Annotated in this window: 20 protein-coding genes, 1 tRNA gene, 1 pseudogene and 2 riboswitches; of the genes and pseudogenes, 8 read left to right on the top strand and 14 right to left on the bottom strand. The window is 67.1% G+C overall.

Features of this window, described 5'->3' with window-relative positions; all coding sequences use genetic code 11:
- Positions 1-73: 73 nt before the first annotated feature.
- Complete coding sequence (locus HMPREF3115_RS17745) at positions 74-1,777, bottom strand: thiamine pyrophosphate-binding protein (protein WP_070555434.1); 1,704 nt, start codon at positions 1,775-1,777, stop codon at positions 74-76.
- 187 nt (positions 1,778-1,964) lie between these two features.
- Here HMPREF3115_RS17745 and vapB point away from each other — a divergent pair, with 187 nt between their 5' ends.
- Together vapB and HMPREF3115_RS17755 are read left to right on the top strand one after the other, a co-directional pair.
- A complete protein-coding gene (vapB, locus tag HMPREF3115_RS17750; RefSeq protein WP_006408845.1) occupies positions 1,965-2,201 on the top strand; it encodes a type II toxin-antitoxin system VapB family antitoxin in 237 nt (78 codons plus the stop codon).
- Complete coding sequence (locus tag HMPREF3115_RS17755; protein ID WP_053296685.1) at positions 2,201-2,602, top strand: type II toxin-antitoxin system VapC family toxin; 402 nt, start codon at positions 2,201-2,203, stop codon at positions 2,600-2,602. Before vapB ends, HMPREF3115_RS17755 begins: the two co-directional genes overlap by 1 nt.
- A gap of 121 nt (positions 2,603-2,723) precedes the next feature.
- Here HMPREF3115_RS17755 and HMPREF3115_RS17760 read toward each other — a convergent pair whose 3' ends face one another.
- The 7 genes from HMPREF3115_RS17760 to HMPREF3115_RS17790 form a co-directional block, all read right to left on the bottom strand.
- The gene (locus HMPREF3115_RS17760; protein ID WP_006408285.1) at positions 2,724-4,112 is read right to left on the bottom strand and encodes an L-serine ammonia-lyase; all 1,389 of its coding nucleotides are present in this window, start codon (positions 4,110-4,112) and stop codon (positions 2,724-2,726) included.
- Between the two features lie 26 nt (positions 4,113-4,138).
- Entirely contained in the window at positions 4,139-5,281 is a 1,143-nt protein-coding gene (locus HMPREF3115_RS17765; protein ID WP_070555436.1) for an alginate lyase family protein, read from the bottom strand.
- A 146-nt stretch (positions 5,282-5,427) separates the two neighbouring features.
- On the bottom strand, positions 5,428-8,355 hold the full coding sequence (gene gcvP, locus HMPREF3115_RS17770; protein ID WP_006408288.1) for an aminomethyl-transferring glycine dehydrogenase: 2,928 nt from the start codon (positions 8,353-8,355) through the stop codon (positions 5,428-5,430).
- A 141-nt stretch (positions 8,356-8,496) separates the two neighbouring features.
- Entirely contained in the window at positions 8,497-8,877 is a 381-nt protein-coding gene (gene gcvH / locus HMPREF3115_RS17775; RefSeq protein WP_006401422.1) for a glycine cleavage system protein GcvH, read from the bottom strand.
- Positions 8,878-8,991: 114 nt separating this feature from the next.
- A complete protein-coding gene (gene gcvT, locus HMPREF3115_RS17780; protein ID WP_070555439.1) occupies positions 8,992-10,110 on the bottom strand; it encodes a glycine cleavage system aminomethyltransferase GcvT in 1,119 nt (372 codons plus the stop codon).
- A gap of 84 nt (positions 10,111-10,194) precedes the next feature.
- A riboswitch (glycine riboswitch) is annotated at positions 10,195-10,326 on the bottom strand.
- Positions 10,327-10,360: 34 nt separating this feature from the next.
- Positions 10,361-10,464, bottom strand: a riboswitch (glycine riboswitch).
- Positions 10,465-10,575: 111 nt separating this feature from the next.
- On the bottom strand, positions 10,576-10,953 hold the full coding sequence (locus tag HMPREF3115_RS17785) for a hypothetical protein (RefSeq protein ID WP_006415625.1): 378 nt from the start codon (positions 10,951-10,953) through the stop codon (positions 10,576-10,578).
- A 251-nt stretch (positions 10,954-11,204) separates the two neighbouring features.
- Complete coding sequence (locus HMPREF3115_RS17790) at positions 11,205-12,257, bottom strand: oxidoreductase (protein WP_035945761.1); 1,053 nt, start codon at positions 12,255-12,257, stop codon at positions 11,205-11,207.
- Between the two features lie 326 nt (positions 12,258-12,583).
- Here HMPREF3115_RS17790 and HMPREF3115_RS17795 point away from each other — a divergent pair, with 326 nt between their 5' ends.
- Positions 12,584-14,671 (top strand): UvrD-helicase domain-containing protein, encoded by a 2,088-nt coding sequence (locus tag HMPREF3115_RS17795; protein ID WP_012467743.1) that lies wholly within the window; start codon positions 12,584-12,586, stop codon positions 14,669-14,671.
- An 88-nt stretch (positions 14,672-14,759) separates the two neighbouring features.
- Here the strand turns inward: HMPREF3115_RS17795 and HMPREF3115_RS17800 are convergent, their stop codons facing one another.
- Positions 14,760-15,653 (bottom strand): c-type cytochrome, encoded by an 894-nt coding sequence (locus HMPREF3115_RS17800; protein WP_006408293.1) that lies wholly within the window; start codon positions 15,651-15,653, stop codon positions 14,760-14,762.
- A gap of 255 nt (positions 15,654-15,908) precedes the next feature.
- Between HMPREF3115_RS17800 and HMPREF3115_RS17805 the strand changes: the two genes are divergently transcribed.
- Positions 15,909-15,984 (top strand) — tRNA-Arg (locus HMPREF3115_RS17805).
- A gap of 15 nt (positions 15,985-15,999) precedes the next feature.
- Here the strand turns inward: HMPREF3115_RS17805 and HMPREF3115_RS30965 are convergent.
- Positions 16,000-16,413: a hypothetical protein gene (locus tag HMPREF3115_RS30965; protein WP_141751694.1), complete on the bottom strand. Its 414-nt coding sequence runs from the start codon at positions 16,411-16,413 to the stop codon at positions 16,000-16,002.
- Between the two features lie 145 nt (positions 16,414-16,558).
- On the opposite strand from HMPREF3115_RS30965, the gene HMPREF3115_RS29515 reads away from it, so the two are divergent.
- Together HMPREF3115_RS29515 and HMPREF3115_RS29520 are read left to right on the top strand one after the other, a co-directional pair.
- Entirely contained in the window at positions 16,559-16,747 is a 189-nt protein-coding gene (locus tag HMPREF3115_RS29515; protein ID WP_083302236.1) for a YodC family protein, read from the top strand.
- A complete protein-coding gene (locus HMPREF3115_RS29520) occupies positions 16,744-17,013 on the top strand; it encodes a DUF6953 family protein (RefSeq protein WP_200053094.1) in 270 nt (89 codons plus the stop codon). The genes HMPREF3115_RS29515 and HMPREF3115_RS29520 overlap by 4 nt, the downstream gene beginning before the upstream one ends.
- Here the strand turns inward: HMPREF3115_RS29520 and HMPREF3115_RS32525 are convergent.
- Positions 16,976-17,326: a phage tail protein gene (locus HMPREF3115_RS32525; RefSeq protein WP_070555445.1), complete on the bottom strand. Its 351-nt coding sequence runs from the start codon at positions 17,324-17,326 to the stop codon at positions 16,976-16,978. The two genes, HMPREF3115_RS29520 and HMPREF3115_RS32525, sit on opposite strands and share 38 nt — an antisense overlap.
- Between HMPREF3115_RS32525 and HMPREF3115_RS17820 the strand changes: the two are divergent.
- Positions 17,310-17,630: pseudogene (locus HMPREF3115_RS17820) on the top strand (Presumed portal vertex protein); the annotation flags it as partial. The gene HMPREF3115_RS32525 and the pseudogene HMPREF3115_RS17820 overlap by 17 nt on opposite strands.
- A gap of 399 nt (positions 17,631-18,029) precedes the next feature.
- Here HMPREF3115_RS17820 and HMPREF3115_RS17825 read toward each other — a convergent pair.
- From HMPREF3115_RS17825 to HMPREF3115_RS17835, 3 genes are read right to left on the bottom strand one after another with little or no spacing between them, the layout of a single operon-like run.
- Positions 18,030-19,145 carry a DUF3396 domain-containing protein gene (locus HMPREF3115_RS17825; RefSeq protein ID WP_070555451.1) on the bottom strand — a complete coding sequence of 372 codons (1,116 nt, stop codon included), beginning with the start codon at positions 19,143-19,145 and terminating at the stop codon, positions 18,030-18,032.
- A 5-nt stretch (positions 19,146-19,150) separates the two neighbouring features.
- Complete coding sequence (locus tag HMPREF3115_RS17830; protein WP_070555453.1) at positions 19,151-19,915, bottom strand: VRR-NUC domain-containing protein; 765 nt, start codon at positions 19,913-19,915, stop codon at positions 19,151-19,153.
- Complete coding sequence (locus tag HMPREF3115_RS17835) at positions 19,912-20,433, bottom strand: PAAR domain-containing protein (protein ID WP_070555457.1); 522 nt, start codon at positions 20,431-20,433, stop codon at positions 19,912-19,914. Before HMPREF3115_RS17835 ends, HMPREF3115_RS17830 begins: the two co-directional genes overlap by 4 nt.
- A 627-nt stretch (positions 20,434-21,060) precedes the next feature.
- Between HMPREF3115_RS17835 and HMPREF3115_RS17840 the strand changes: the two genes are divergently transcribed.
- On the top strand, positions 21,061-22,632 hold the full coding sequence (locus HMPREF3115_RS17840; protein WP_176748752.1) for a TIGR04222 domain-containing membrane protein: 1,572 nt from the start codon (positions 21,061-21,063) through the stop codon (positions 22,630-22,632).
- Positions 22,633-22,812 lie beyond the last annotated feature (180 nt).

Genomic DNA, 22,812 nt, shown 5'->3' on the forward strand with positions numbered 1-22,812 from the left:
AGCGTGCCGGGAAACGCGAGCGCCGCGTCGTGCGACAGCGCGGCGGCGGCCGGCGCGGCGAGCGTGGCCACCGTCATGTGCCGCGCGCGCGACGGCCTTGCTCGCGGATCTGTTCGAGCGTCGCGGCCGGCGTGCTCGCGTCCTGCGGAATGCGGATCTCGATCAGCGCGGGCAGCCCGCAGGTCAGCGCGCGGTCGAGCGCCGGCGCGAATTCTGCCGTGTGCACGACCGTCTCGCCATGCGCACCGAACGCGCGCGCGTACGCCGCGAAGTCGGGGTTCGTGAGGCCCGTGCCGTGCACGCGGCCCGGATAGTTGCGTTCCTGATGCATGCGGATCGTGCCGAAATGCCCATTGTTGACGACGATCACGACGATGTTCAGCCCGTACTGCATCGCGGTCGCCAGTTCGTTGCCGGCCATCATGAAGCAGCCGTCGCCGGCCAGCGCGACCACCGCGCGCGACGGATGGAGCGACTTCGCGGCGAGCGCGGCCGGCACGCCGTAGCCCATCGCGCCGCTCGTCGGCGCGAGTTGCGAGCGGAAGTGGCGGTACGCGAAATGACGATGCAGCCAGATCGCATAGTTGCCCGCGCCGTTGGTCACGATCGCATCGTGCGGCAGCCGCTCGCGCAGCTGCACCATCACGTCGCCGAGCTGCACGTCGCCCGGCATCGGCAGCGGCGCATGCCACTCGCGGTAGGCGCGGTGCGCGTCGGCGGCCGTGGCGGCCCACGGAAGCGCGGCGGGCGGCTCGAGCGCGGCGAGCGGCGCGGCGATCTCCGGCATCCCCGAGACGATCGGCAGATCGGCCGCATAGACACGGCCGAGCTCGTCCGCGCCCTGATGCACGTGGATCAGCGTCTGCCGCGTCTTCGGGATGTCGAGCAACGTATAGCCGCCGGTCGTCGCTTCGCCGAGGCGCGGGCCGAGCACGAGCAGCAAGTCGGCGTCGCGGATGCGCTTCGCGAGCGCCGGATTGATGCCGAGCCCGACGTCGCCCGCGTAGTTCGGATGCGCGTTGTCGAACGTGTCCTGATACCGGAATGCACAGCCGACCGGCAACTGCCAGCGTTCGGCGAACGTGCGCAGGTTCGCGCAGGCCTCGGGCGTCCAGCCGCTGCCGCCGACGATCGCGAACGGGCGTTCCGCGCGCGCGAGCCGTTCGCGCAGCTCGTGGATCTGGGCCGGCGACGGCGCGGCCGCGACACGCTTGGCGGCGGGCACCGGCGGCTGCGGCGCGCACGCGTCGGACAGCACGTCTTCCGGCAGCGCGAGCACGACCGGCCCCGGCCGCCCGGACGTCGCGACGTGAAAGGCGTGGCTCAGGTATTCGGGGATGCGGCGCGGATCGTCGATCTGCGCGACCCATTTCGCCATCTGGCCGAACATCCGGCGGTAGTCGATTTCCTGGAACGCCTCGCGGTCGAGATGCTCGCGCGCGCACTGGCCGACGAACAGGATCATCGGCGTCGAATCCTGGAATGCGGTATGCACGCCGATCGACGCGTGCGTCGCGCCGGGCCCGCGTGTGACGAACGCGATGCCGGGGCGGCCGGTCAGCTTGCCGACCGCTTCCGCCATGTTCGCGGCGGCCGCCTCGTGGCGGCAGACGACCGTCTGGATGCGCGCAGTGTCGTCCGCGAGCGCATCGAGTACGGCGAGAAAGCTCTCGCCCGGCACGCAGAACACGCGTTCGACGTGATTGGCGAGCAACGCATCGACGAGCAGTCGCGCGCCGGTGGTGGCGGGCTGCTCGAGATCCTTGGAATGCGACATGGGCTGCCGTCTCCCTGGGTAGCGGGACGTACAGATTACGCTCGTTGGCCGGGCTTCGGTATGCCGGCCGATGAAAAGTGTCGGAACACGGGAGGGCGCAAGCCGCGTCGTGTACACACATGGATTTACATTGGACGAAGAATGACGTAATGTACATCCATCGTACATCCGTAATGGGAGAGATGACATGCATACCACCCGGGTCTTCCGGAATGGCAACTCGCAGGCGGTGCGGATTCCTGCGGATCTTGCTTATGAGCGCAGCGATATCGAACTCGAAATCGAGCGTGTCGGTGACGAAATTCGCATCCGGCCTGCGCGGCGGCCGCTGACCGGCGTGCTCGGCAAGTTCGCGAAATTCGGGCCCGATTTCATGGCCGAGGGGCGCGGCGATCAGGAACAGGCCGAGCGCGAGGGTTGGTGATGCCGCGCTACATGCTCGACACCAACATGTGCATCTATCTGATGAAGAACCAGCCGGAGCAGGTCGCGCGGCGTTTCGCGCAGTGCTACACGGGGGACGTCGTCATGTCGGCGATCACCTATGCGGAGCTCGAGTACGGCGTGACGCTATGCGCCAATCCGGCCCGCGAACGCCGCAATCTCGCCGCGCTGATCGAGGATATCCCGGTGGCGCCGTTCGACGGAGCGGCTGCGCAGGCATACGGCCCCATTCGAGAGGCGACGCGCGAACGCAAGAAGGATCATCTCGACAAGCTGATCGGCGCGCACGCCGTATCGCTCGACGTCGTGCTGGTTACCAACAACGAGCGTGATTTCGCGAGTTATCCGGGCTTGAGGCTGGAGAACTGGCTGATCGGCTAGCACGCGGACATCGCGGCCAGCCGGTTCGAACGGTCGCGACGGCGGCCGGCGCGCGACGGCCCGCCGATGTAAGGCGGGCGCGTATCGCGCGGTCGGGGCGAGCGGCCGCGACGGCCGCCGCTCAGCACTCGACGATGTTCACGGCCAGCCCGCCGCGCGACGTTTCCTTGTACTTCGTCTTCATGTCGGCGCCGGTTTCGCGCATCGTCTTGATCACCGAGTCGAGCGACACGTAGTGCGAGCCGTCGCCGCGCAGCGCCATGCGCGCCGCGTTGACGGCCTTCACCGATGCCATCGCGTTGCGCTCGATGCACGGAATCTGCACCATCCCGCCGACCGGGTCGCACGTGAGGCCGAGGTTGTGTTCCATGCCGATCTCGGCCGCGTTCTCGACCTGGCGCGGCGTGCCGCCGAGCACCGCCGCGAGCGCGCCGGCCGCCATCGAGCAGGCGACGCCGACTTCGCCCTGACAGCCGACTTCCGCGCCCGAAATCGACGCGTTGAGCTTGTACAGAATGCCGATCGCGGCGGCCGTCAGCAGGAAGTCGATCACGCCCTGTTCGTTCGCGCCCGGCGTGAAGCGCGTGTAGTAATGCAGTACGGCGGGGATGATGCCGGCCGCGCCGTTGGTCGGCGCGGTGACGACGCGCCCGCCTGCCGCGTTTTCCTCGTTCACCGCGATCGCATACAGGTTGATCCAGTCGACCATCGACAGCGGATCCTGCAGCGCACGCTCCGGGTTGCCGGTCAGCGCGCGGTACAGCTGCGGCGCGCGGCGCTTCACCTGGAACGGGCCCGGCAGGTTGCCTTCGGCGTCCGGGTTGCCGATGCCGCAGCCGCGCGACACGCACGACTGCATCACGGCCCAGATCTTCAGCAGGCCGTCGCGCGTCTCCTGCTCGGTATGCCACGCACGCTCGTTTTCCCACATCAGCTGTGCGATCGACTTGCCGGTCGACTCGGTCAGCGCGAGCAGCTCGGCGCCGGTGCGGAACGGATGCGTCATCTGTTCGGCCGCGCTCAGCACCTTCGTGTTCGGTGCGCCGGCCGTCACGACGAAGCCGCCGCCGACCGACAGATACGTGCGCTCGGCGAGCACCGCGCCGTTCGCGTCGGACGCGCGCAGCTTCATCCCGTTCGGGTGTTCGGGCAGCGCCTGCCGGTAGAACGCGATGTTCTCCTTCAGCACGAACGGCACCGGGTGCTTGCCGAGCAGCGCGAGCTGCTTCGACGTGCGCACCTGCTCGAGTCGTGCGCCGATCGTGTCCGGATCGACGGTGTCGGGCGCGTCGCCGAGCAGGCCGAGCATCACGCCGCGGTCGGTGCCGTGACCCTTGCCGGTCGCGCCGAGCGAACCGTACAGCTCGACCTTCACGTGCGCAGTCGCGTCGAGCAGTCCGTCGCGCTCGAGGCCCTGGACGAACATCAGCGCTGCGCGCATCGGTCCGACCGTATGCGAACTGGACGGCCCGATGCCGATCTTGAAGAGGTCAAACACGCTGACTGCCATTTGAATTCCTGCCTTGCGATAAAAAACTAGCGCGCCTGCAACGGCAGGCACGCGGCGAGCCATGCGGGCGGCGTTGGAGAAAGCTGCTGCGCGACGCGGGCGTAGCGTCCGTCGAGCCGCGCAGCGAGATGAAACAGTTCGGTGGCGTTTTTCGGGTCCCACTGCCCCGTATAGCCCGGCAAGCCGGCCTCGCGACGCTTCGCATCGAACGGTACCGTCGAATGCACGAATTCTTCGTGCGTCTTCTCGCCGAGCGCGTACGGTACGAGCCAGTCGAGCGCCGCGGCGAGCGTCGCGCCGTTCGTTCCGCGCTCGCGCAGCCAGTTGCGGTTGAAGCGGCGCGCGGCCAGCGCGGCCGTGACGAGCGGCTGCAGATCGTAGACCGCATAGTGCAACGCATCGCGTTCGCCGAAATCCGAGGTCGCGCCGTCCGGGCCGATGTTGTCGGCCAGATGCTCGACGAACAGCCGTTGCGCGGCGTTCATCATCTTCCGGTCGCCGAGCGTGAACGCGGACAGCGCGATCAGCTTGATCCGATGACTCTGCCAGTTGTTGCGCCAGATGCCGGTGAGCGGCCGCTTCTGCGCGTCGATCTGCGCGACATAGCCGGCGCCGAGCTTCGCGATGAACGCCGACGTCGCGTTGCGCGTCTTCACGGGCAGCGCGCTCGCGGTCATGTCGTACGCAAGGATCAGACTCTCGAAGCGCGTCTCGTCGATCGGATTGAAACTCGGTCGATACGTCGAAACCCACGCGGACAGGAACCGGTCGACGAGCTGCAGATACCGCGGCGTATTCGTCACGCGCCAGGCGAGCGCGGCGTCGCGCATCAGATCCATGTCCTTCAGTGCTTCGACGCTCTGATCGTAGATCCCCTCGTGCGGCAGCGTGCCTTCGGTGTGCACGCGCGCCATCGCGTGCGGCTGCTCGCCGATGCGCGCGTCGACGCTGCGGATCAGCGCCTGCACGCCCGGTTCGGCATGCGTCGTCTCGCTCGCCTGCAGGGCAGGCGCCGCGCAGAAATTCATCGCCGCGTGCGCGCTGCCGGCCGCGCCGAAGCCGGCAGCGGCAAGCGACAGCGACGCGGCGAGCGTCGGCACGAAGCGGCCGGCGCGCATGCGGCGCTGCGTCTGCGTCGCGTCGTGGCCCGGAAACATCGGACGCACCATACGGAACTCCTCGTTTGGCTGGATCGCGTGATGTTAGCCGGATTGGCGGACGAATGTGAGGCGGATCGGCCTGCGGCGCGCGCCCCGCACGCTGCGCGCGGCGGCGTGCGGGGCAAGGCGTGCCGGACGATCGGACCGGCGCTGCGTTATGCGTATTCCGACATCGGCACGCACGCGCAGAACAGGTTGCGGTCGCCGTACGCGTTGTCCGCGCGGCCGACCGGCGGCCAGTACTTGTTCGTGCCGAGCGACGCGACCGGGTACGCAGCCTGCTCGCGCGAGTACGCGTGCGGCCATTCGTTCGCGGTGACGACCGCGGCCGTGTGCGGCGCGTGACGCAGCGGGTTGTCCTCGCGATCGGCGCGGCCTTCCTCGACCGCGCGGATTTCGTCGCGGATCGCGATCATCGCGTCGATGAAGCGGTCGAGTTCTTCCTTCGACTCCGATTCGGTCGGCTCGACCATCAGCGTGCCCGGCACCGGGAAGCTCATCGTCGGTGCGTGGAAGCCGTAGTCCATCAGGCGCTTCGCGACGTCGTCGACGGTGATCCCGCTCGATTCCTTGATCGGACGCAGATCGAGAATGCACTCGTGCGCGACCAGCCCGCCCGGGCCCGAATACAGCACCGGATAGTGCGGCGCGAGGCGCTTGGCGATGTAGTTCGCGTTGAGGATCGCGGTTTCCGTGGCGGCCGTCAGATTCTTCGCGCCCATCATCGCGATGTACATCCACGAGATCGGCAGGATCGACGCCGAGCCGTACGGCGCGGCCGATACCGCGCCGATGCCGTCTTCGCCGCGCGTGTAGCCCGTCGAACGCTGGTTCGGCAGGAACTTCGCGAGGTGCGCGCCGACCGCGACCGGGCCGACGCCCGGGCCGCCGCCGCCGTGCGGGATGCAGAACGTCTTGTGCAGGTTCAGGTGCGACACGTCGCCGCCGAACTGGCCCGGCGCGGTGAGGCCGACCATCGCGTTCATGTTCGCGCCGTCGACGTAGACCTGGCCGCCGTGCGCATGCACGATCTCGCAGATCTCGCGCACGTTCTGCTCGAACACGCCGTGCGTCGACGGATACGTGATCATGATCGCCGCGAGGTTCGCCGAATGCTGTTCGGCCTTCGCCTTCAGATCGGCGATGTCGACGTTGCCTTGCGCGTCGCACGCGACGACCACGACCTTCATGCCGGCCATGTGGGCGGACGCCGGGTTCGTGCCGTGCGCGGACGCCGGAATCAGGCACACGTCGCGGTGGCCTTCGCCGCGCGATGCATGGTACGCGTGAATGATCAGCAGGCCCGCGTACTCGCCCTGCGAACCCGCGTTCGGCTGCAGCGACACGGCCGCGTAGCCGGTGGCCGCGACGAGCATCTGCTCGAGCTGGTCGATCATCTCGCGATAGCCGACGGTCTGCTCGGCCGGCGCAAACGGGTGGATGCGGCCGAATTCGGGCCACGTGACCGGCAGCATCTCGGAAGTCGCGTTCAGCTTCATCGTGCACGAGCCAAGCGGGATCATCGAGCGGTCGAGCGCGAGATCCTTGTCCGACAGGCTGCGCAGGTAGCGCAGCATTTCCGTTTCGGAATGGTGGCGGTTGAACACGTGGTGCGTCAGGTACGCGCTGGTACGCACGAGCGAGGCCGGCAGCGCGGCTTCGCCGCCCAGGCCCGCATCCAATGCGTCGACGGACGGCGCGGTGCCGCCCGCTGCCTGCGCGAACACCGCGAGCAGATCGGCGAGATCGTCGCGCGTCGTCGTTTCGTCGATCGATACGCCGACGCGCGTGTCGCCGACGCGGCGCAGGTTGATGCGCTTCGCGTTCGCGAATGCGTGGACCTGCGCGGTGCGTGCGCCGGTGTCTACCGTGACCGTATCGAAGAACGTGTCGTTGACCGTCGCGAAGCCGAGCTGCTTCACGCCGGCCGCGAACAGCGCGGCGATGCGGTTCACGCGCAGCGCGATCGTCTTCAGGCCGTGCGGGCCGTGATAGACCGCGTACATGCTCGCCATGATCGCGAGCAGCGCCTGCGCCGTACAGACGTTCGACGTCGCCTTTTCGCGGCGGATATGCTGTTCGCGCGTCTGCAGCGCGAGGCGCAGCGCCGGTTTGCCCTGCGCGTCGACCGTCACGCCGACGAGGCGGCCAGGCATCTGGCGCTTGAATTCGTCGCGCACCGCGAGATATGCGGCGTGCGGCCCGCCGAAGCCCATCGGCACGCCGAAGCGCTGCGTGTTGCCGACCGCAACGTCCGCGCCCCATTCGCCGGGCGGCGTCAGGACGGTCAGCGCGAGCAGGTCGGCCGCGACGACGACGTGGCCGCCGGCCGCATGGATCGCATCGGTGAGCGCGCGGTAATCGCGCACGTCGCCGTTCACGCCCGGATATTGCAGCAGCACGCCGAACGCGTTCGACTGCGCGGCGTCGGCCGCCGGGCCCGTCTTCACTTCGATGCCGATCGGCAGCGCGCGCGTGCGGATCACTTCGAGCGTCTGCGGCAGCACGTCGTCGGCGACGTAGAACACGTTCGACTTCGGCTTGCCGACGCGCTGCAGCAGCGTCATCGCTTCGGCCGCCGCGGTTGCCTCGTCGAGCAGCGATGCGTTCGAGATCGCGAGGCCCGTCAGGTCGGTCACCATCTGCTGGAAGTTCAGCAGCGCCTCGAGACGGCCCTGCGAAATTTCGGGCTGGTACGGCGTGTAGGCCGTGTACCACGCCGGATTTTCGAGCACATTGCGCAGGATCACGGCCGGCGTATGCGTGTCGTAATAGCCCTGGCCGATATACGAGCGGAACACCTGGTTTTTGTCCGCGAGCGCACGCAGCGCGGCAAGCGCTTCGGCTTCACTCTTCGGCTGCGAGAACGGGCCGAGCGGCAGCGTTTCGTTGCGGCGGATCGAGGCCGGGATCACGGCGTCGATCAGCGCGGCGCGCGACGCGAAGCCGAGCGTGTCGAGCATGGCCTGCTGGCTGGCGGCATCGGGGCCGATGTGGCGTTCGGCGAACGCGTCGTGCGTTTCGAGCGCGGCGAGCGAGAGGGGCGTGCGGTTCATCAGGCGGTCCGGGTGTTCGAGCTTCATGGCGTTCCTATCGGGACGGAGCGGCGTATCGGCGCCGGTCCGGCCCCATGCTGGGCGGTCGACCGGAAGCGGCGCGGCGGCCGCCTCCGGCTTGCGCGGCGCCGGATGGCTGCCGGCCCCGCGCGTTTCGGGTCGGAAAAATCAGTCGATCAGCTTGCCGTAGGCGGCCGCGTCGATCAGCTTGTCGGTCGATGCACCGTCGGCGAGCTTGATCTTGAACAGCCAGCTCGCGTATGCGTCGCTGTTGACCGAGTCCGGCGTGTCGACGATCGCCGAGTTGATCTCGACGATTTCGCCCGACACCGGCGAATAGATGTCGGACGCGGCCTTCACCGACTCGACGACGCCCACCGCGTCGCCGGCCGTCACCTGCTTGCCGACTTCCGGCAGTTCGAGGAAGACGATGTCGCCGAGCGTGCTCTGCGCGTGATCGGTGATGCCGACCGTCAGCGTGCCGTCTGCTTCGGTACGGATCCACTCGTGTTCCTCGGTGTACTTCAGATCGGCCGGGACGTTGCTCATCGGATGCTCCTGGATAAAAGTGTGATTCGTTGTGCCGGCGCGCCGGGCGGGCGCGCCGATGCGGTTGTTTTGCCGGGCGCCATATCCCGGCGAACCGGGAGGCACTCCCGGTCGTTACGCAGCGAGGACCTTGCCGTTGCGCACGAACGGCAGTTTTACCACGCGCGCGGGAAGTTGCTTGTCACGAATCTGCACATGGACGGTGTCGCCGACCTGGACGGCCGTCGGCACGCGCGCGAACGCGATCGATTCCTGCATCGAGGGCGAGAACGTGCCGCTCGTGATCTCGCCTTCGCCGTGCGCCGTGACGACCTTCTGGTGCGCGCGCAGCACGCCGCCCGCCTTGCCGTTTTCCTTCTGCAGGATCAGGCCGACGAAGGCGGCGCGCGTGCCGTCGCGCTCGAGCGCTTCGCGGCCGACGAACGCGCGCGGCGTCGACAGGTCGACCGTCCACGCGAGGCCCGCGTCGAGCGGCGACACGGTGTCGTCCATGTCCTGCCCGTACAGGTTCATGCCGGCTTCGAGCCGCAGCGTGTCGCGCGCGCCGAGCCCGCACGGACGCACGCCGTGCTGCTGCAGCGCGTTCCACAGCGCCTCGACGTGCACGGCGGGGACGATCACTTCGAAGCCGTCCTCGCCCGTGTAGCCGGTACGCGCGACCGTCAGATCGCCGAACGGCGTGCCGGCGACCTGCGCGGCGTTGAACGGCTTCAGCTCGCTCGTCGCGGCGCGCGCGGCGGGCACGGTCGCCCAGACCTTTTCGCGTGCGTTCGGACCTTGTACGGCGACGATCGCGAAATCGCGGCGCGGCGCGATCGTGAGCCCGTAGCCGCCTTGCTCGTTGAGCTGGTTGAACCAGGCGATGTCTTTGTCGGCCGTGCCGGCGTTGACGACCACGCGGAAGAAGTCTTCGGTGAAGTAATAGACGATCAGGTCGTCGATGACGCCGCCTTGCGGATTGAGCAGGCACGAGTAGAGCGCCTTGCCGGGCGTCTTCAGCTTGCCGACGTTGTTCGCGATCGCGTGCTCGAAGAAGGCGCGCGCGCGGCTGCCGGTGAAATCGACGACGCACATGTGCGACACGTCGAACATGCCGGCGTCGGTGCGCACCGCTTCGTGCTCTTCGATCTGCGAGCCGTAGTTGACGGGCATGTCCCAGCCGCCGAAATCGACCATGCGGGCATTGAGTGCGCGATGCGCGGCGTTGAGCGGGGTATGTTTCAGTGCAGTCATCGAGGCCTCAGGCAAGGCGCTTGCGCGCGGATCAGAACGGCCATGTGCCGACCGCTGCGGCGATGGGCCGGCGAGCGATCCTGTACATGCCCCTCTGTCCTCGATACCTGAGAGATTGCGCTGCGGGATTGCCCCGGCAAACGCGCGCCCCTTCGGTGGGCAGCCTGCCGGCGCTGCATGCGCAGCCGGCTACTGCCGCTCTCCAGAGTGCGGGGAGTGGTGCGGCCCGCGCGAAGCGCGGACGCGATTCCCCGACGCGGTCGGTCCTTTTGCCTGAGAGTTTGCGGGTGTGCCCCTTCGGCGGCGCGACCGGTGCTGAAACGCTGCGGTCACGCGCTCTCCCGACGCGTGCGGGCGACTGTACGCGAGCGGTCGAGCCTTGTCAATTTGAGCAAAAGAATGTCGCTTCGCGACAAGCGGCGGTGCCCGACACCGCTCCGTTTCCCAGCCGCGACGGGTGCCGGATCACTCGCCGATCGCGCGCGCGACCGTGTCCAGTTCCTGATTCAGCACGCGCTGTTCGTCGGCCGACAGCCCGCCGCCGTGCTGGCCGGCCATGTCGCTCGATTCCTGCCGGATCACGTCGAGACGATGGTGCAGCTGGGCGCCGTACGGCGGCGGATACGCGCCGCCGTTCACGCGTGTGTCGATGCGGCGATGAAGGATGTCGATGCGGCCGAGCACCTGCTGCATCCGCTCGTTGGCCGCCGCCTGCGGATTCGGGCGCGGTGCCGGGGCCGCAGGGGCGGGCGCCGGACGGACAGGCCGCGGCCGCTCGACGACGCATGCGGCGAGCGAAGAAATCAGGACGCAGCAGAGCGCTGCGCGAACCAACCGTTGCATCGAATTCTCCTGACGATAGGGTGTCGGATCGGCTTTTTGGGAAACGCGTCAGACCGGCGTACCGCTGACTTTCGTTCCCGCGCCAGTTGTAACGGAATGTTGGGCCGGGTTGGGCCGGGCGGCAGCCGGCGCCGGCGGGACGGCCGCCGAAAGCGGCTCGCGCTTGCGCGGTGGTCGAGGCCGACCGCGCTGACGCGGCTGCCCAAGCGCGGCGGCAGGCGCCCCGAGCCGCGCTGCCGCGGCGCGTGCCGTCAGATCGTGCGCCGCACGAACGGCAACCGTCGCCCGTCGTGCTCGCTCTGTGCGGCGAGCTCGATGATCGTCATCACGTCGACCGCGTCCTGCGGCGTGACCGGGAACGGCGCCGCGTCTTGCACCGCCGCGGCGAGCGCGCGATAGAACTCCGCGTACTGGCCGTCGAGCGTCGGCACCGGCCGCTCGACTTCGATCTCGCCCTCGAGCACGCGCAGCACGCCCGGGCGGTTGCCGCCGCCGAATTCGACGTCGTCGGGCGTAAGGCCGGCCTTCAGCTGGTCTTCCTGCGTGTCGAGGCCGTATTTCTGATAGCTGCCGCGCGTGCCGTGCAGCGTGAAGCGCGCCGGCTCGATCGCCGACAGCGCGCTCGCGTGCAGCGCGACGTCCTTGTCCGGATAGCCGAGCAGCAGATGCACGAAATCCGGCGCGGTGCCGTTGTCGCGGCGCGTCTTGACGGTCGCGCTCACCGTCTCGGGCAGCCCGAACAGCGCAAGCGCCTGATCGATCAGGTGCGGGCCGAGGTCGAGCAGCAGGCCGCCGCCGCGGGCCGGTTCCTCGCGCCAGCGCGTGCGCGGCGTGGGCCGGAAGCGGTCGAAGTGCGATGCGAAATAGGTCAGGCGGCCGAGCTCGCCCGCTTCGACGAGTCGCCGCACCGTGAGGAAATCGCCGTCCCAGCGGCGGTTGTGAAACGGCGCGAACAAGCGGCTGCGCGCGTTCGCGAGCCGGGCGAGCGCGAGCGCTTCGTCGGCGGTCAGCGTGACCGGCTTGTCGACGACCACGTGGCGGCCCGCCTCGAGCACGCGGCGCGCGAGTGCGAAGTGCGTGTCGTTCGGCGTGGCGATCACCACGCAATCGATGTCGTCGAGTGCGAGCAGCGCGTCGAGATCGGCGACGATGCGCGCGCCCGGATACGCGGCGCGCGCGCGATCGGGCTGACCCGTCGCGATCGCGGCGACTTCCGTGCGGCCGCTCGCGGCGATCACCGGCGCGTGAAACGTGGCGCCCGCGAAACCGAAACCCATCAGACCAATCCTGAGCAATGACGACATGGCAATTCCTGGCGACGAATGAAACGGAAGGATCGCGCGCCGGGGCGGCGCGATGACGACTGGCTATTTTGGCATGACGCCGCGGTGGGGCGCGATCGGCCGTTCGGCCGAGGTGCGAGGGCGGTGCGCGCCGGCGCTGCGCCAACCGCGCGATCGCGGGCGCGGCGTGCCGCGCCGTGCCGGCGGTTGGCGGCAGGCTTCGCGAAACGCGCGCCGCCGACGTGTTAACATGCGCGTCCCGTCCGCGCATGCGCGTGCTTCGCAGCCTCCGGCGCGCGCGGCATCCTCCCGGCCTATCGCCGTCAACCGCAACATCATCCGACATCATGTCCGCAGGCCTGAACCCCGCTCAGAACGAAGCGGTGCGCTACCTCGACGGTCCCTGCCTCGTGCTCGCCGGCGCGGGCAGCGGCAAGACCCGCGTGATCACGCAGAAGATCGCGCACCTGATCGAAGCGAAGGGCTTCGAGCCGCGCCACATCGCGGCCGTCACGTTCACGAACAAGGCGGCCGCCGAAATGCGCGAGCGCGTGTCGAAGCTGCTCGAAGGCAAGACGCTCACGACGCCCGGCAAGGAAGGGCGCAAGGTGCCCGTGAACCAGCTGACCGTCTGCACGTTCCACTCGCTCGGCGTGCAGATCCTGCGCCAGGAGGCCGAGCACGTCGGCCTGAAGCCGCAGTTCTCGATCATGGATTCGGACGACTGCTTCGGGATGATCCAGGAGCAGATCGGCACGACCGACAAGGGCCTGATCCGCAAGATCCAGAACATCATTTCGCTGTGGAAGAACGGCCTCGTCACGCCCGAGGAGGCGATGACGATCGCCGCGAACGAGGACGAGCACCAGGCCGCGCTCGTGTACCGCAACTACGTCGCGACGCTGCACGCGTACCAGGCCGTCGACTTCGACGACCTGATCCGGCTGCCGACCGAGCTGTTCGCGAAGAACGAGCAGGTGCGCGACCGTTGGCAGAACAAGCTGCGCTACCTGCTGATCGACGAATACCAGGACACGAACGCGTGCCAGTACCAGCTGCTGAAGCTGCTCGCGGGCCCGCGCGCCGCGTTCACGGCGGTCGGGGACGACGACCAGGCGATCTACGGCTGGCGCGGCGCGACGCTCGAGAACCTGGCGCAGCTCGGCAAGGATTTTCCGAAGCTGCACGTGATCAAGCTCGAGCAGAACTACCGGTCGACGGTGCGGATCCTGACTGCCGCGAACAACGTCATCGCGAACAATCCGAAGCTGTTCGAGAAGAAGCTGTGGTCCGAGCACGGGATGGGCGACGCGATCACCGTCACCGCGTGCAACGACGAGGAGCACGAGGCCGAATCGGTCGTGTTCCGGCTGTCCGCGCACAAGTTCGAGCGGCGCGCGCAGTTCCGCGACTACGCGATCCTGTATCGCGGCAACTTCCAGGCGCGAATCTTCGAACAGGTGCTGCGGCGCGAGCGGATTCCGTACGTGCTGTCCGGCGGCCAGTCGTTCTTCGACAAGGCCGAGATCAAGGATCTGTGCGCGTATCTGCGCCTGATCGCGAACGCCGACGACGATCCCGCCTTCATTCGCGCCGTCACGACGCCGCGCCGCGGGATCGGCAACACGACGCTCGAGGCGCTCGGCGCGTTTGCCGGGCAGGCGAAGGTATCGCTGTTCGAGGCCGTTTATATGGGCGGGATCGAGGCGCGGCTGTCGGCGCGGCAGATCGAACCGCTGCGGATGTTCTGCGACTTCATCCAGCGCCTGACCGAGCGCGCGGACAAGGAGCCGGCGTCCGTCGTGCTGGACGACATGATGGAAGCAATCCACTACGAGGCGTATCTGTACGACGCGTTCGACGAGCGGCAGGCGCAGTCGAAGTGGCAGAACGTGCTCGAGTTCCTCGAATGGCTGAAGCGCAAGGGCACGAAGCCCGAGACGGAAGCCGTCGACGGCGAGGCCGACGGTTTCCACAACGCGGACGGGCTCGCCGATACCGGCAAGAACCTGCTCGGGCTGATCCAGACCGTCGCGCTGATGTCGATGCTCGAAGGCAAGGAAGAGGATCCGGATGCCGTGCGGCTGTCGACCGTCCATGCATCGAAGGGGCTCGAGTATCCGCACGTGTTCCTCGTCGGCGTCGAGGAGGGCATCATGCCGCACCGCGGCGGCAGCGAGGACGATGGCCCGATCGACGACGAGCGGATCGAGGAGGAGCGCCGGCTGATGTACGTCGCAATCACGCGCGCGCAGCGCAGCCTGCATCTGAACTGGTGCAAGAAGCGCAAGCGGGCGCGCGAGACCGTCGTGTGCGAGCCGTCGCGGTTCATTCCCGAGATGGGCCTCGACGATGCGCCGCCGCCGACGCCCGAGGAAGCGCCGATGACGCCCAAGGACCGCCTCGCGAGCCTGAAGGCGCTGCTGCAGAAGTGATGCCGCAGCGACGGTGCGGCGACCGCCCGGGCAAACAAAAACCCGCGACGCACAACGCGTCGCGGGTTTTTTTATGGCGCGGCGTGCGTTATTTCGCTGCGTTGACCATGTAGTCGACGGCCGCCTTCACGTCGGCATCCGACGCGTTCGACCCGCCTTTCGGCGGCATCGCGCCCTTGCCGTGCAGCGCGTAGTTGTAGACGGTATCCATCGAGTCCTTCAGGCGCGGCGCCCAGTCTTCCTTGCTGCCGAATTTCGGCGCGCCCAGCACGCCCGCAGCATGGCAGGCCTGGCAGACCTGCGTGTACAGCGCCTTGCCGGCCGATGCGGCATCGGCGCTCGTCGGCGCAGCTGCCGGTTTTTCGCCGGCCTTCGGAATCGCGGCGATCGCGGCCTGCGCGGCGGCGATTTGCGCGCTGGCCGCGTCGGCGGCGCCCGATGCGCCTGCCGCGCCGCTGGCGGGCTGCGCCGCGTTGGCGGCCGGTGCGGCCGGTTCGGGGAAGTTCGCGCCGTCGTTGTTCGCCATGTAGACGATCGCGCGCGCGATCTCGTAGTCGCTGACGTCGTCCGGGTTCGTGCCGCCGCGCGGCGGCATCGCGCCCTTGCCGGCGAGCGCCGTCTTCAGCAGCGTGTCGAAGCCTTGCGCGATGCGCGGCGCCCAGTCGTCCTTGCTGCCGAACTTCGGCGCGCCCGCGGCGCCCGTGCCGTGGCACGTCACGCAGACCGCCTTGTACACCTCCTCACCCGTCTTGTAAGTGCGCGGTGCGTTGGCATCCTTCACGTCGACCTGCGCGATCGGCGCGATGCGCCGCGCGACCTGATCGTCGGACAGCGCGTCCGTGCCGGCGCCCGCGCGGAACGCGTGGTTCGCATAGGTGGCAAACAGAACGATGAGGGCAATCGGAATCGCGAACGACGCGATGATGAGGGCAATCAGCTGCCCGGGGGTTTTGACGGGAGATTCGTGGGGTGCTTCGCTCATGCTTGCCTCGTCTCCGTGAATAGGAATTGTGAGCGCGGTGCAACGGCAAAATGGCTGTCCAATGAAGCACGGACGATTATAGACGGAACGTTTACATCACGGCGAGCGGCGCGATGGCGCGTGTTTACCCGCACGGGATGCGGGTGGCGGCGGGAGCCGGCGCGCAAGGTGGACGCGTCATCGGAAACAGGGTATCCTTGCCGTCTTGCCAAATCGTGGGCGATCTTGTTTATTGGGGTCGTTTCACTGTCTCAGGCGCCCGTAGCTCAATGGATAGAGTACTGCCCTCCGAAGGCAGGGGTTGCTGGTTCGATCCCAGCCGGGCGCGCCAAGAAATTCTTTAGAATCAGGTATTTACGGTAATTTCCGCAAACCTGATTCCGTCCTCAGCGCACACCGCGCGTCCTATACGAGTCCGACGATTTCTGCTTGATTGCCCTGAGCCGGATTGCTCGGGTGCCGTTATTTTACTCTGCCGGACTCGGTAGGCAGTTGCGCTGAGGCGTGGCCGACCGCTTATCGACGTTTTCCAGAGCAGTATCTCATCGGTGATTCGATCCACCACTGCGCTCTTCACCTTCCAATCGGCATCTGCCTCTTCAAGCTCTCGTAGGTCGTCATCGCGCGGCATCCCATTTCCACGTGGCGAGAACTGCGATTGAACCGCAAGAAACGCACGCCGTCTGCGTTCGAAAGCTTGCCGCTCATCCTCAATCGCCTGCTCTTCTTCGGCTCGCTGCTCTTCGGGTGTTGCTGCCATGATCCCTCCAATACCAGTAGTAGACGGTGCGACTGACCGCCAATCGAAAGATCGCTGCTGGATGCTGTAGCTGAGTCCCGTAGCGCGCTCGACGCGCAATGCGTGAGTAGTGTATAAAAGTGGCAGACCAAATCGGAGAATAAGAATGGCTCACAAGTTCAAAGTTGGCGACATCGTTCAACTCAAATCAGGCGGTCCGGAAATGACCGTTCAAGTGCTGCCGAGTGAAACGACCACATCGTATCGTTGCCAGTGGTTTGCGGGAAAGAAACTCGAATCCGGCGTTTTTCCAGGGGATTCTATCCAGGCCGTTTCGAAGACGGACGCGAAGTGAAGGATGCCTCGGCTGCGGCAAAATGGATGCTCGCGCAGCTAGAACGCGACGGCTGTATCTACCAAGATGATGTGGTCGATTATTTGGTGAAAGCCAAAGCCGGACAGCTTTTGCGGGAGAACAGCGACGGAAATCTGGTCGTTGGTCGCGCCCTGCTCGACGCGTTCAAAAATCTTACAGAAACTACGGTCGTATGGGTCAAGCCGGATCGTTACTGGCGCTGGCGCGTCAAGGAAGACGAGCCGGGACGAGAAGCGCGCGGCTGAGTGCAATGTACCGGAAGTGGCCCCTTGCCCCGGCACGGCAATCGCCGCATGTACGGGGCGGGCCCGCTGCGGCGTAGGGCGCGGGTAAGACGAGACCGCCGGGGCGGACATAATATAGAGCGCGAACAGCCGCGCTGACGGGCGGTTGGTCCGCGCCGGGTAGCGGCCACGCGGTGTGCTGGTCCGCCATCGCCTCGAGCACCGACAGCGACAGATCGCCGCCGGTCAGCTCGGCCAGCAGCACGCCGGACAGGACGATCGTTTCCTCGTCTTCGCCGACGTACTGCCGCGCCGGCTTCCGGAACCTGTTCATGTACGCGCCGAAGGGCAAGAAGGACGGGATCCAGCTGCTGCCGATCGGGGAGGTCGCAGCGAAGGACGAGTTCTGGAACATCAAGAAGGTGACGGTCGAGGATCAGCTCGCGGCGCACCGCGTGCCGCCGCAGCTGATGGGGATCATCCCGTCGAACGCGGGCCGGTTCGGCGACGTGCACAAGGCCGCCGAGGTGTTCAACGAGCTCGAGATCGAGCCGCTGAAGGCGCGGCTGCGGGAGGTGAACGACTGGCTCGGGATCGAGGTGGTGCGCTTCAGGGACTTCGAGCCGACGAAGGGCTGACGCCTAACCGCGCAACCGGCAGACGACAAGCCGCCGGGCACTTCGGTGCCGGCGGCTTTTTTACGTCCGGCCCATGCGCGGCCGCGACGGAATACGGCGCCCTAGAGCCGCCGGCGCGGCGGGCGGGCTTTCGGGGTCGACCGAGCCCGTGGCAGGCCCGTGGCGTCCCCTGTGGCGCGCCGAAGAGGGCGTTCTCAGGCCCGGACCCCCGCCCCGAGGATGCCGATCGCGGCCCGGCGCGCGCAGTTGTGACCCCGCCCCACCTGCCCGCAAAAACGAACGGTTTTTATGCACTCACGCGACTGGCGCTCCGGGCCGCCCGGCGCGGGCCGCGCGGCGGGAGGCCGGCCTGTTCTTCTATGCAGTCTTATGCGCCTTGGTTATGCAGGCTCGGCGCAGTCACTGTCGATCCGGTAGCTTTGCCGTCTTGTGAAGCTCGACCCAGTAGTCGGGGAGCTCGTCGTCGGGCACGTTGAAGCGATGTAGCCACGCTTCGCTCGCAACGGTGGTGTTGAGAAGGGGGGCGGTGCTGCTGACTGTGCCATCTTGCAGGCTGTCGATAGTGTCGGCGACGATCGGGCGGAGAGCCTTGTTCAGCAGGACGTACGCGGCCGGTGGTGCCGGTGGTTGCCCTTCACCCGTCGATACGCCCGCTTGCGGCTCGGTGCCGGCCTGGATGAGTAGGCCGCCATCGCCGAGCGGCGACTTTCGATACCAGTCCGGGGGGAGCATTAGCCCGGCCGCACCGCCGGCGTTGCGAACCAGATCGGCGTCGATCACTGTCAGCCAATCGACCGTCTTCAGCTTGTCGGTGAGGTCGCGCACGCATGTGCGCCGTGGACTGCCGACATCGACCCCGGCCCCGTACTGTCGCGCCCAAAAATACTCGCTCGCTTCGTTCGGATCGCGCCCCATCGGCGGAAGGTTGACCGCGTATCCGGCGTGCCCATGCACCGGGCGCAGCCAATCGGCAAACTCGGCAAACAGGCGCTCGAACGCGCCGGGCGCGAGCTGAAGAAAGCTGCGCGGGACGGTGAACGACATGACATCGAGACTGCGTCCGAACTTCGCTTCCCAATCTTCGAGGCAGAACACGGAGAAGTCGTAGAAGCCGGCCGCCAGCGTGTGGTCCGCGCTGGTCGTGGTCGACACGAGGGCGGTGCTACTCGGTAGGCGCTTCGCCAGATCGGCGAAACCGGGCGATTTGCCGAACGCGACGGGCGCTTCACCCTCGGCGTAAAACCATCGCATCGGGCCGGCCTTCGGCGCGTCGCGCCCTTCGGCCTGCGCCAATGCCGCTTCGTACTTGGTGATGACGTCGAGATAGCGGTCGTAGCAGCGCGTCAGCGCCTTGCGCGTGGCATCCTCGTAGCCGTTCCTGAAGTACAGGACGCCACGCACGACGAATGCAGCACCTACGATGCCCTTCTGATAGGCCGGCTCGAACAGCCCATAGGGCAGAGTGTCGCGCCGCTTGGGGTCGTTGGCCCATGCGGCCAGTTCGTCTTTCGTCATGGCATTCAGGGGAGCACGAAGCCGGGAACGCCCGGCGGAAGTGGGATCGGAGCGGGCAGCGCGCGGCCTGGCCCGGCCGGACTGACGCCGAAAATCGACTCGACGTCGGTTTGAGTTTGCGTCGATTGCACGGGCTTCTCGTCCGGCTCGTCATCGCGGCATCCGCAGTCAGCGGGGCGAAGCGTCGCGACCTTTTTATCGCTGCCGGCGATTCGCACGTATGCCTCCTTTTGACGATCGCCGTATGAATCCTCGAACTTCATTTCGACGACCGTTTTGATATTTGATTGCTCGGGCGGCAGAGTGGGATCGCGAACAATCACGACATCGGGACGATGCGTTTGATCCAACCCCGCCTTCTTCCCGTCGCGATAGCCTTTCATGCTACCCGGCCAATTATCGCGTATCCAGTCGACAAGGGAATCGGGGCGCAGCGGGCTCGCTTTGTCCATGATCGGGACCGGGGGAGCTGGCGGTGTCGGGCTCATGTCGTAGCTGACTTCCGGCAGATACTCGGTGGGCGCGCCGTATCTTTTTCGGGCATCGGCGTTCATGGCGTCCAGCCGTTGAGCGACACACGCCTGCCTGAGCGTTCTCGACCTGCCTCGTTTGTCTTCGCGCGTCGCGACACCAATGCGCGCGCACGGGCACATAACGCCGCAGAGCACTTCCTTGTCCTTCCCGGACAGACGACCGTCGAGCCCGACGACGGTCGTGTTGCCGTGTCCCTTGCTCGCGCCGGCGGCCGAGCTGCTCGAATAGTCGGTCATGCCTTGCTGGTACCCGGTTGGCGGAACGACAGCGACGCGGCTTGTTGCGTGTTCAGCCAATCCGTATGGCCGTCTGCGTCCGTTGTGCCGTGGATCGTTTGGCCGTCCGCCGATGTGACCGTATACGGATGGTTCCGGATAGGGAGGCGCGTGTTGTCGTCGACGACCTGGAAGCGGCCGCGATTAGGGCCGTCGTTCTGTGCGAGGACACTCTTGCTGCCGCCGACTGGTGCGCCGGCGCCCGATGTCGGGGACGCCGTTGCGGTGCTTTGGGAGGCGATCAGGGTCGCGCCGCACGCGGTTATGTCGCCGTCGGACGCGACGGGACGTCCGTTGAACGTCATGTGCAGGTCTGCCTTGATCTTGACGATCGGATAGAGGCCGCCGCAGCGCGGACATGAAACCATGTCGCCGAGCAGAGCCAGCGCCTTGCCGTCGACGGTGTTGGTCATATCGCTGGCAATCACGCGCCCGCCATGTGAGGTCGTGTCTCCGTCCCGAATGAATGCGAAGCCCATGCCGAACCTTATGAAGTAAAGGATTCGTGGACTGTAGCACGCGGTTTGCGACTCGCTGCCCTGTCATACGTGACAGGTTTTAGAGATTGTCAAGTAGCGGGAGTGGGACTGCTCGCGATCAGCTCGAATTGCTTCCGACTAGTGCAGCGAATCGAGAGACCGATATGGAATCGTCACGGTTAGGGGGAGCTTATTTCACGTAGTGGTTGCGTGCCCGCGCCGGCGCGAACTACAGTGAAATTACAGTGTGCAGTGAAATTACAGTGTGGGTGGCCTTGGGCAGCCTTGATTGTGCTTGGGTAGCCTTGGTTTTGCGGTTTGCGAGTCGCATAAGGCTTTGATTTTTAAGGGGTGTGACGCGTAGATAAAACTCCGAAGGCAGGGGTTGCTGGTTCGATCCCAGCCGGGCGCGCCAAATTGCCTGTTCAGGCGTTCCTCTCTGTAGCTTTCCGCTTCGTCGTTGTTTCGATCGCACTGACATACATCGCCGGTCTCAGCACAGTCATGCGTGAAGGCGCGAGCGCGTTGGGCCGCCTCGCCGTCGCGTAAGCGCGTTATGCGAGAATCGCCCGCAACGACAACTCGAGCGACGATCGCAGCGGCCGTCTGCGCATCGCGCCCATGCCGATGGCTACCATCCCGTCTTCTCCGATCGCCGGCGACATGCCGGCCGACTGGCAGCAGGCGCTGCTCGCGCGCCTGAACGCCTATTTTCCCGACGACCCCCATGCGCCGCTGCCATACAGCAGGCGTCTCGCCGACGCCGAAGGCTGGTCGCACGACCACGCACTGGCCGTGATCGAGGAATACAAGCGCTTCGCGTTCCTCGCGCAGGCGGCCGGACATGCGGTCACGCCGTCGGTCGCGGTCGACGCCGCATGGCATCTCCATCTGCAATACACGCGCGAATACTGGGAGGTGTTCTGTGCCGACGTATTGCAGGCGCCGCTGCATCACATACCCGGCACAGGCGCGCCGGACGAGGCACGCGTGTACGAGCAGCGCTATCGCGACACGCTCGACAGCTATCGTCGGCTGTTCGGCTGCGAGCCGCCGGAATCGATCTGGCCGCGTCCGGCGCGTTCGCGTGCCGACACCGAATCGTCGCGCGCGGACGGCGGCTCGACCGCACGCGCGCCGGACGAGCGCGGGGCCGCGGCACCTGCGGCGCGGCGCAACTGGCGTAACCGTCTCCCCAAGCTGGCGTGGCCGGCGGCCGCTGCAAGTGTCGCGGCGACCTGTGCGTCGGCGCGGGACCTCAACGTGCTGAACTACACGGGGCCGCAGTTCCTCGCGTTCTATATCCCGGCCTGCATCGTCGCGCTGCTGCTGATCGTCGGCTTGCAGCAGGTCGAATACCGCTGCCGGCGCCGACGTGTATTCACGCGCGAAGCGGTGCCGGACCTGAGCGCCGAGCAGCTCGCGTATATCGCCGGCGAAGAGACGCGCGTCGTGCAGGTGATGACGCTGTCGCTGATCCAGGCGGGCGCGATCGATCTGAGGCGGGCCGGCCGGCTGGGCACGCGCGTGACGCTCGTCGATGCGGCGCGCGCCGGCGCCTACGCGGACGAGTGCGAATGGCTGGCCGCTCAACCGGACGGCGAAGTGAGCTTCGGCGCGTTCCGCCAGCTCCTCGCGCGGCGCGCGGCGCAATACGCGGATGCTGTGCACCGGCGTGAATGGCTTTGGGCGCCGGGCGAGATGCGTGCGGCGCGGCTGGCGGCGCGCGCGATCGTATTGATCGTGCTGGGCACGGGCATCGCAAAGCTCGCGGTCGGACTCAGTCGCGGCCGGCCGGTGCTGCTGCTCGGCATCGGCATGGCCGCATTCGCGATCGCCTACGGCATCATCGCCGAGCGTCTGACGGGCTTCGGGCGCGGCGGCCTGTCGGTGGGCGGCCGGGCAACGCTTGACGCGCACCGCAACGATCGCCACGACGAACGCAGCACGCCGGACGATTTGCTGTGGGCCACCGCGCTGTTCGGCGCGGGCGCGCTGGCCGGCACTGCGTGGGCCATGCATGCGAGCGCGTTGATGGAGCCGCCGCCGCTGATGGCGGCCGCGATGCGCGCGGACGGAACGAGCGGGTCGTCGCCCAGCAGCCACGCAAGCGATTTCGGGCCGAGCTGCTCGTCGTCGAGTTCGTGCAGTTCCAGTTCCTGCGCGGCGAGTTGCGGCGGGTGTTCGTCGAACAGTTGAGTCGTTGGTGTAGGCGGTGGCGGCGTCCGATGAACCGTCGATGGCGGTGGCCGGTCGCCAACCCGCCACCACCCCCCATCCGCCGAACAACCACGCGGAACGGGCTCATCTCCTCGCATCGCCCGTACATCCGCTTCGGTAATCTGTCATCCGAAGCCGTCCGCGCTGAAACGAAATCGT

The organism is Burkholderia sp. HMSC10F09 (assembly GCF_001806955.1).
GTDB lineage: Bacteria > Pseudomonadota > Gammaproteobacteria > Burkholderiales > Burkholderiaceae > Burkholderia > Burkholderia multivorans.

What these genes read in the sequence shown, in the direction of transcription:
- HMPREF3115_RS17745 (WP_070555434.1), bottom strand. Translation starts at nt 1,777, where the DNA reads ATGTCGCATTCCAAGGATCTCGAGCAGCCCGCCACCACCGGCGCGCGA.
- vapB (WP_006408845.1), top strand. Translation starts at nt 1,965, where the DNA reads ATGCATACCACCCGGGTCTTCCGGAATGGCAACTCGCAGGCGGTGCGG.
- HMPREF3115_RS17755 (WP_053296685.1), top strand. Translation starts at nt 2,201, where the DNA reads ATGCCGCGCTACATGCTCGACACCAACATGTGCATCTATCTGATGAAG.
- HMPREF3115_RS17760 (WP_006408285.1), bottom strand. Translation starts at nt 4,112, where the DNA reads ATGGCAGTCAGCGTGTTTGACCTCTTCAAGATCGGCATCGGGCCGTCC.
- HMPREF3115_RS17765 (WP_070555436.1), bottom strand. Translation starts at nt 5,281, where the DNA reads ATGGTGCGTCCGATGTTTCCGGGCCACGACGCGACGCAGACGCAGCGC.
- gcvP (WP_006408288.1), bottom strand. Translation starts at nt 8,355, where the DNA reads ATGAAGCTCGAACACCCGGACCGCCTGATGAACCGCACGCCCCTCTCG.
- gcvH (WP_006401422.1), bottom strand. Translation starts at nt 8,877, where the DNA reads ATGAGCAACGTCCCGGCCGATCTGAAGTACACCGAGGAACACGAGTGG.
- gcvT (WP_070555439.1), bottom strand. Translation starts at nt 10,110, where the DNA reads ATGACTGCACTGAAACATACCCCGCTCAACGCCGCGCATCGCGCACTC.
- HMPREF3115_RS17785 (WP_006415625.1), bottom strand. Translation starts at nt 10,953, where the DNA reads ATGCAACGGTTGGTTCGCGCAGCGCTCTGCTGCGTCCTGATTTCTTCG.
- HMPREF3115_RS17790 (WP_035945761.1), bottom strand. Translation starts at nt 12,257, where the DNA reads ATGTCGTCATTGCTCAGGATTGGTCTGATGGGTTTCGGTTTCGCGGGC.
- HMPREF3115_RS17795 (WP_012467743.1), top strand. Translation starts at nt 12,584, where the DNA reads ATGTCCGCAGGCCTGAACCCCGCTCAGAACGAAGCGGTGCGCTACCTC.
- HMPREF3115_RS17800 (WP_006408293.1), bottom strand. Translation starts at nt 15,653, where the DNA reads ATGAGCGAAGCACCCCACGAATCTCCCGTCAAAACCCCCGGGCAGCTG.
- HMPREF3115_RS30965 (WP_141751694.1), bottom strand. Translation starts at nt 16,413, where the DNA reads ATGGCAGCAACACCCGAAGAGCAGCGAGCCGAAGAAGAGCAGGCGATT.
- HMPREF3115_RS29515 (WP_083302236.1), top strand. Translation starts at nt 16,559, where the DNA reads ATGGCTCACAAGTTCAAAGTTGGCGACATCGTTCAACTCAAATCAGGC.
- HMPREF3115_RS32525 (WP_070555445.1), bottom strand. Translation starts at nt 17,326, where the DNA reads ATGAACAGGTTCCGGAAGCCGGCGCGGCAGTACGTCGGCGAAGACGAG.
- HMPREF3115_RS17825 (WP_070555451.1), bottom strand. Translation starts at nt 19,145, where the DNA reads ATGACGAAAGACGAACTGGCCGCATGGGCCAACGACCCCAAGCGGCGC.
- HMPREF3115_RS17830 (WP_070555453.1), bottom strand. Translation starts at nt 19,915, where the DNA reads ATGACCGACTATTCGAGCAGCTCGGCCGCCGGCGCGAGCAAGGGACAC.
- HMPREF3115_RS17835 (WP_070555457.1), bottom strand. Translation starts at nt 20,433, where the DNA reads ATGGGCTTCGCATTCATTCGGGACGGAGACACGACCTCACATGGCGGG.
- HMPREF3115_RS17840 (WP_176748752.1), top strand. Translation starts at nt 21,061, where the DNA reads ATGGCTACCATCCCGTCTTCTCCGATCGCCGGCGACATGCCGGCCGAC.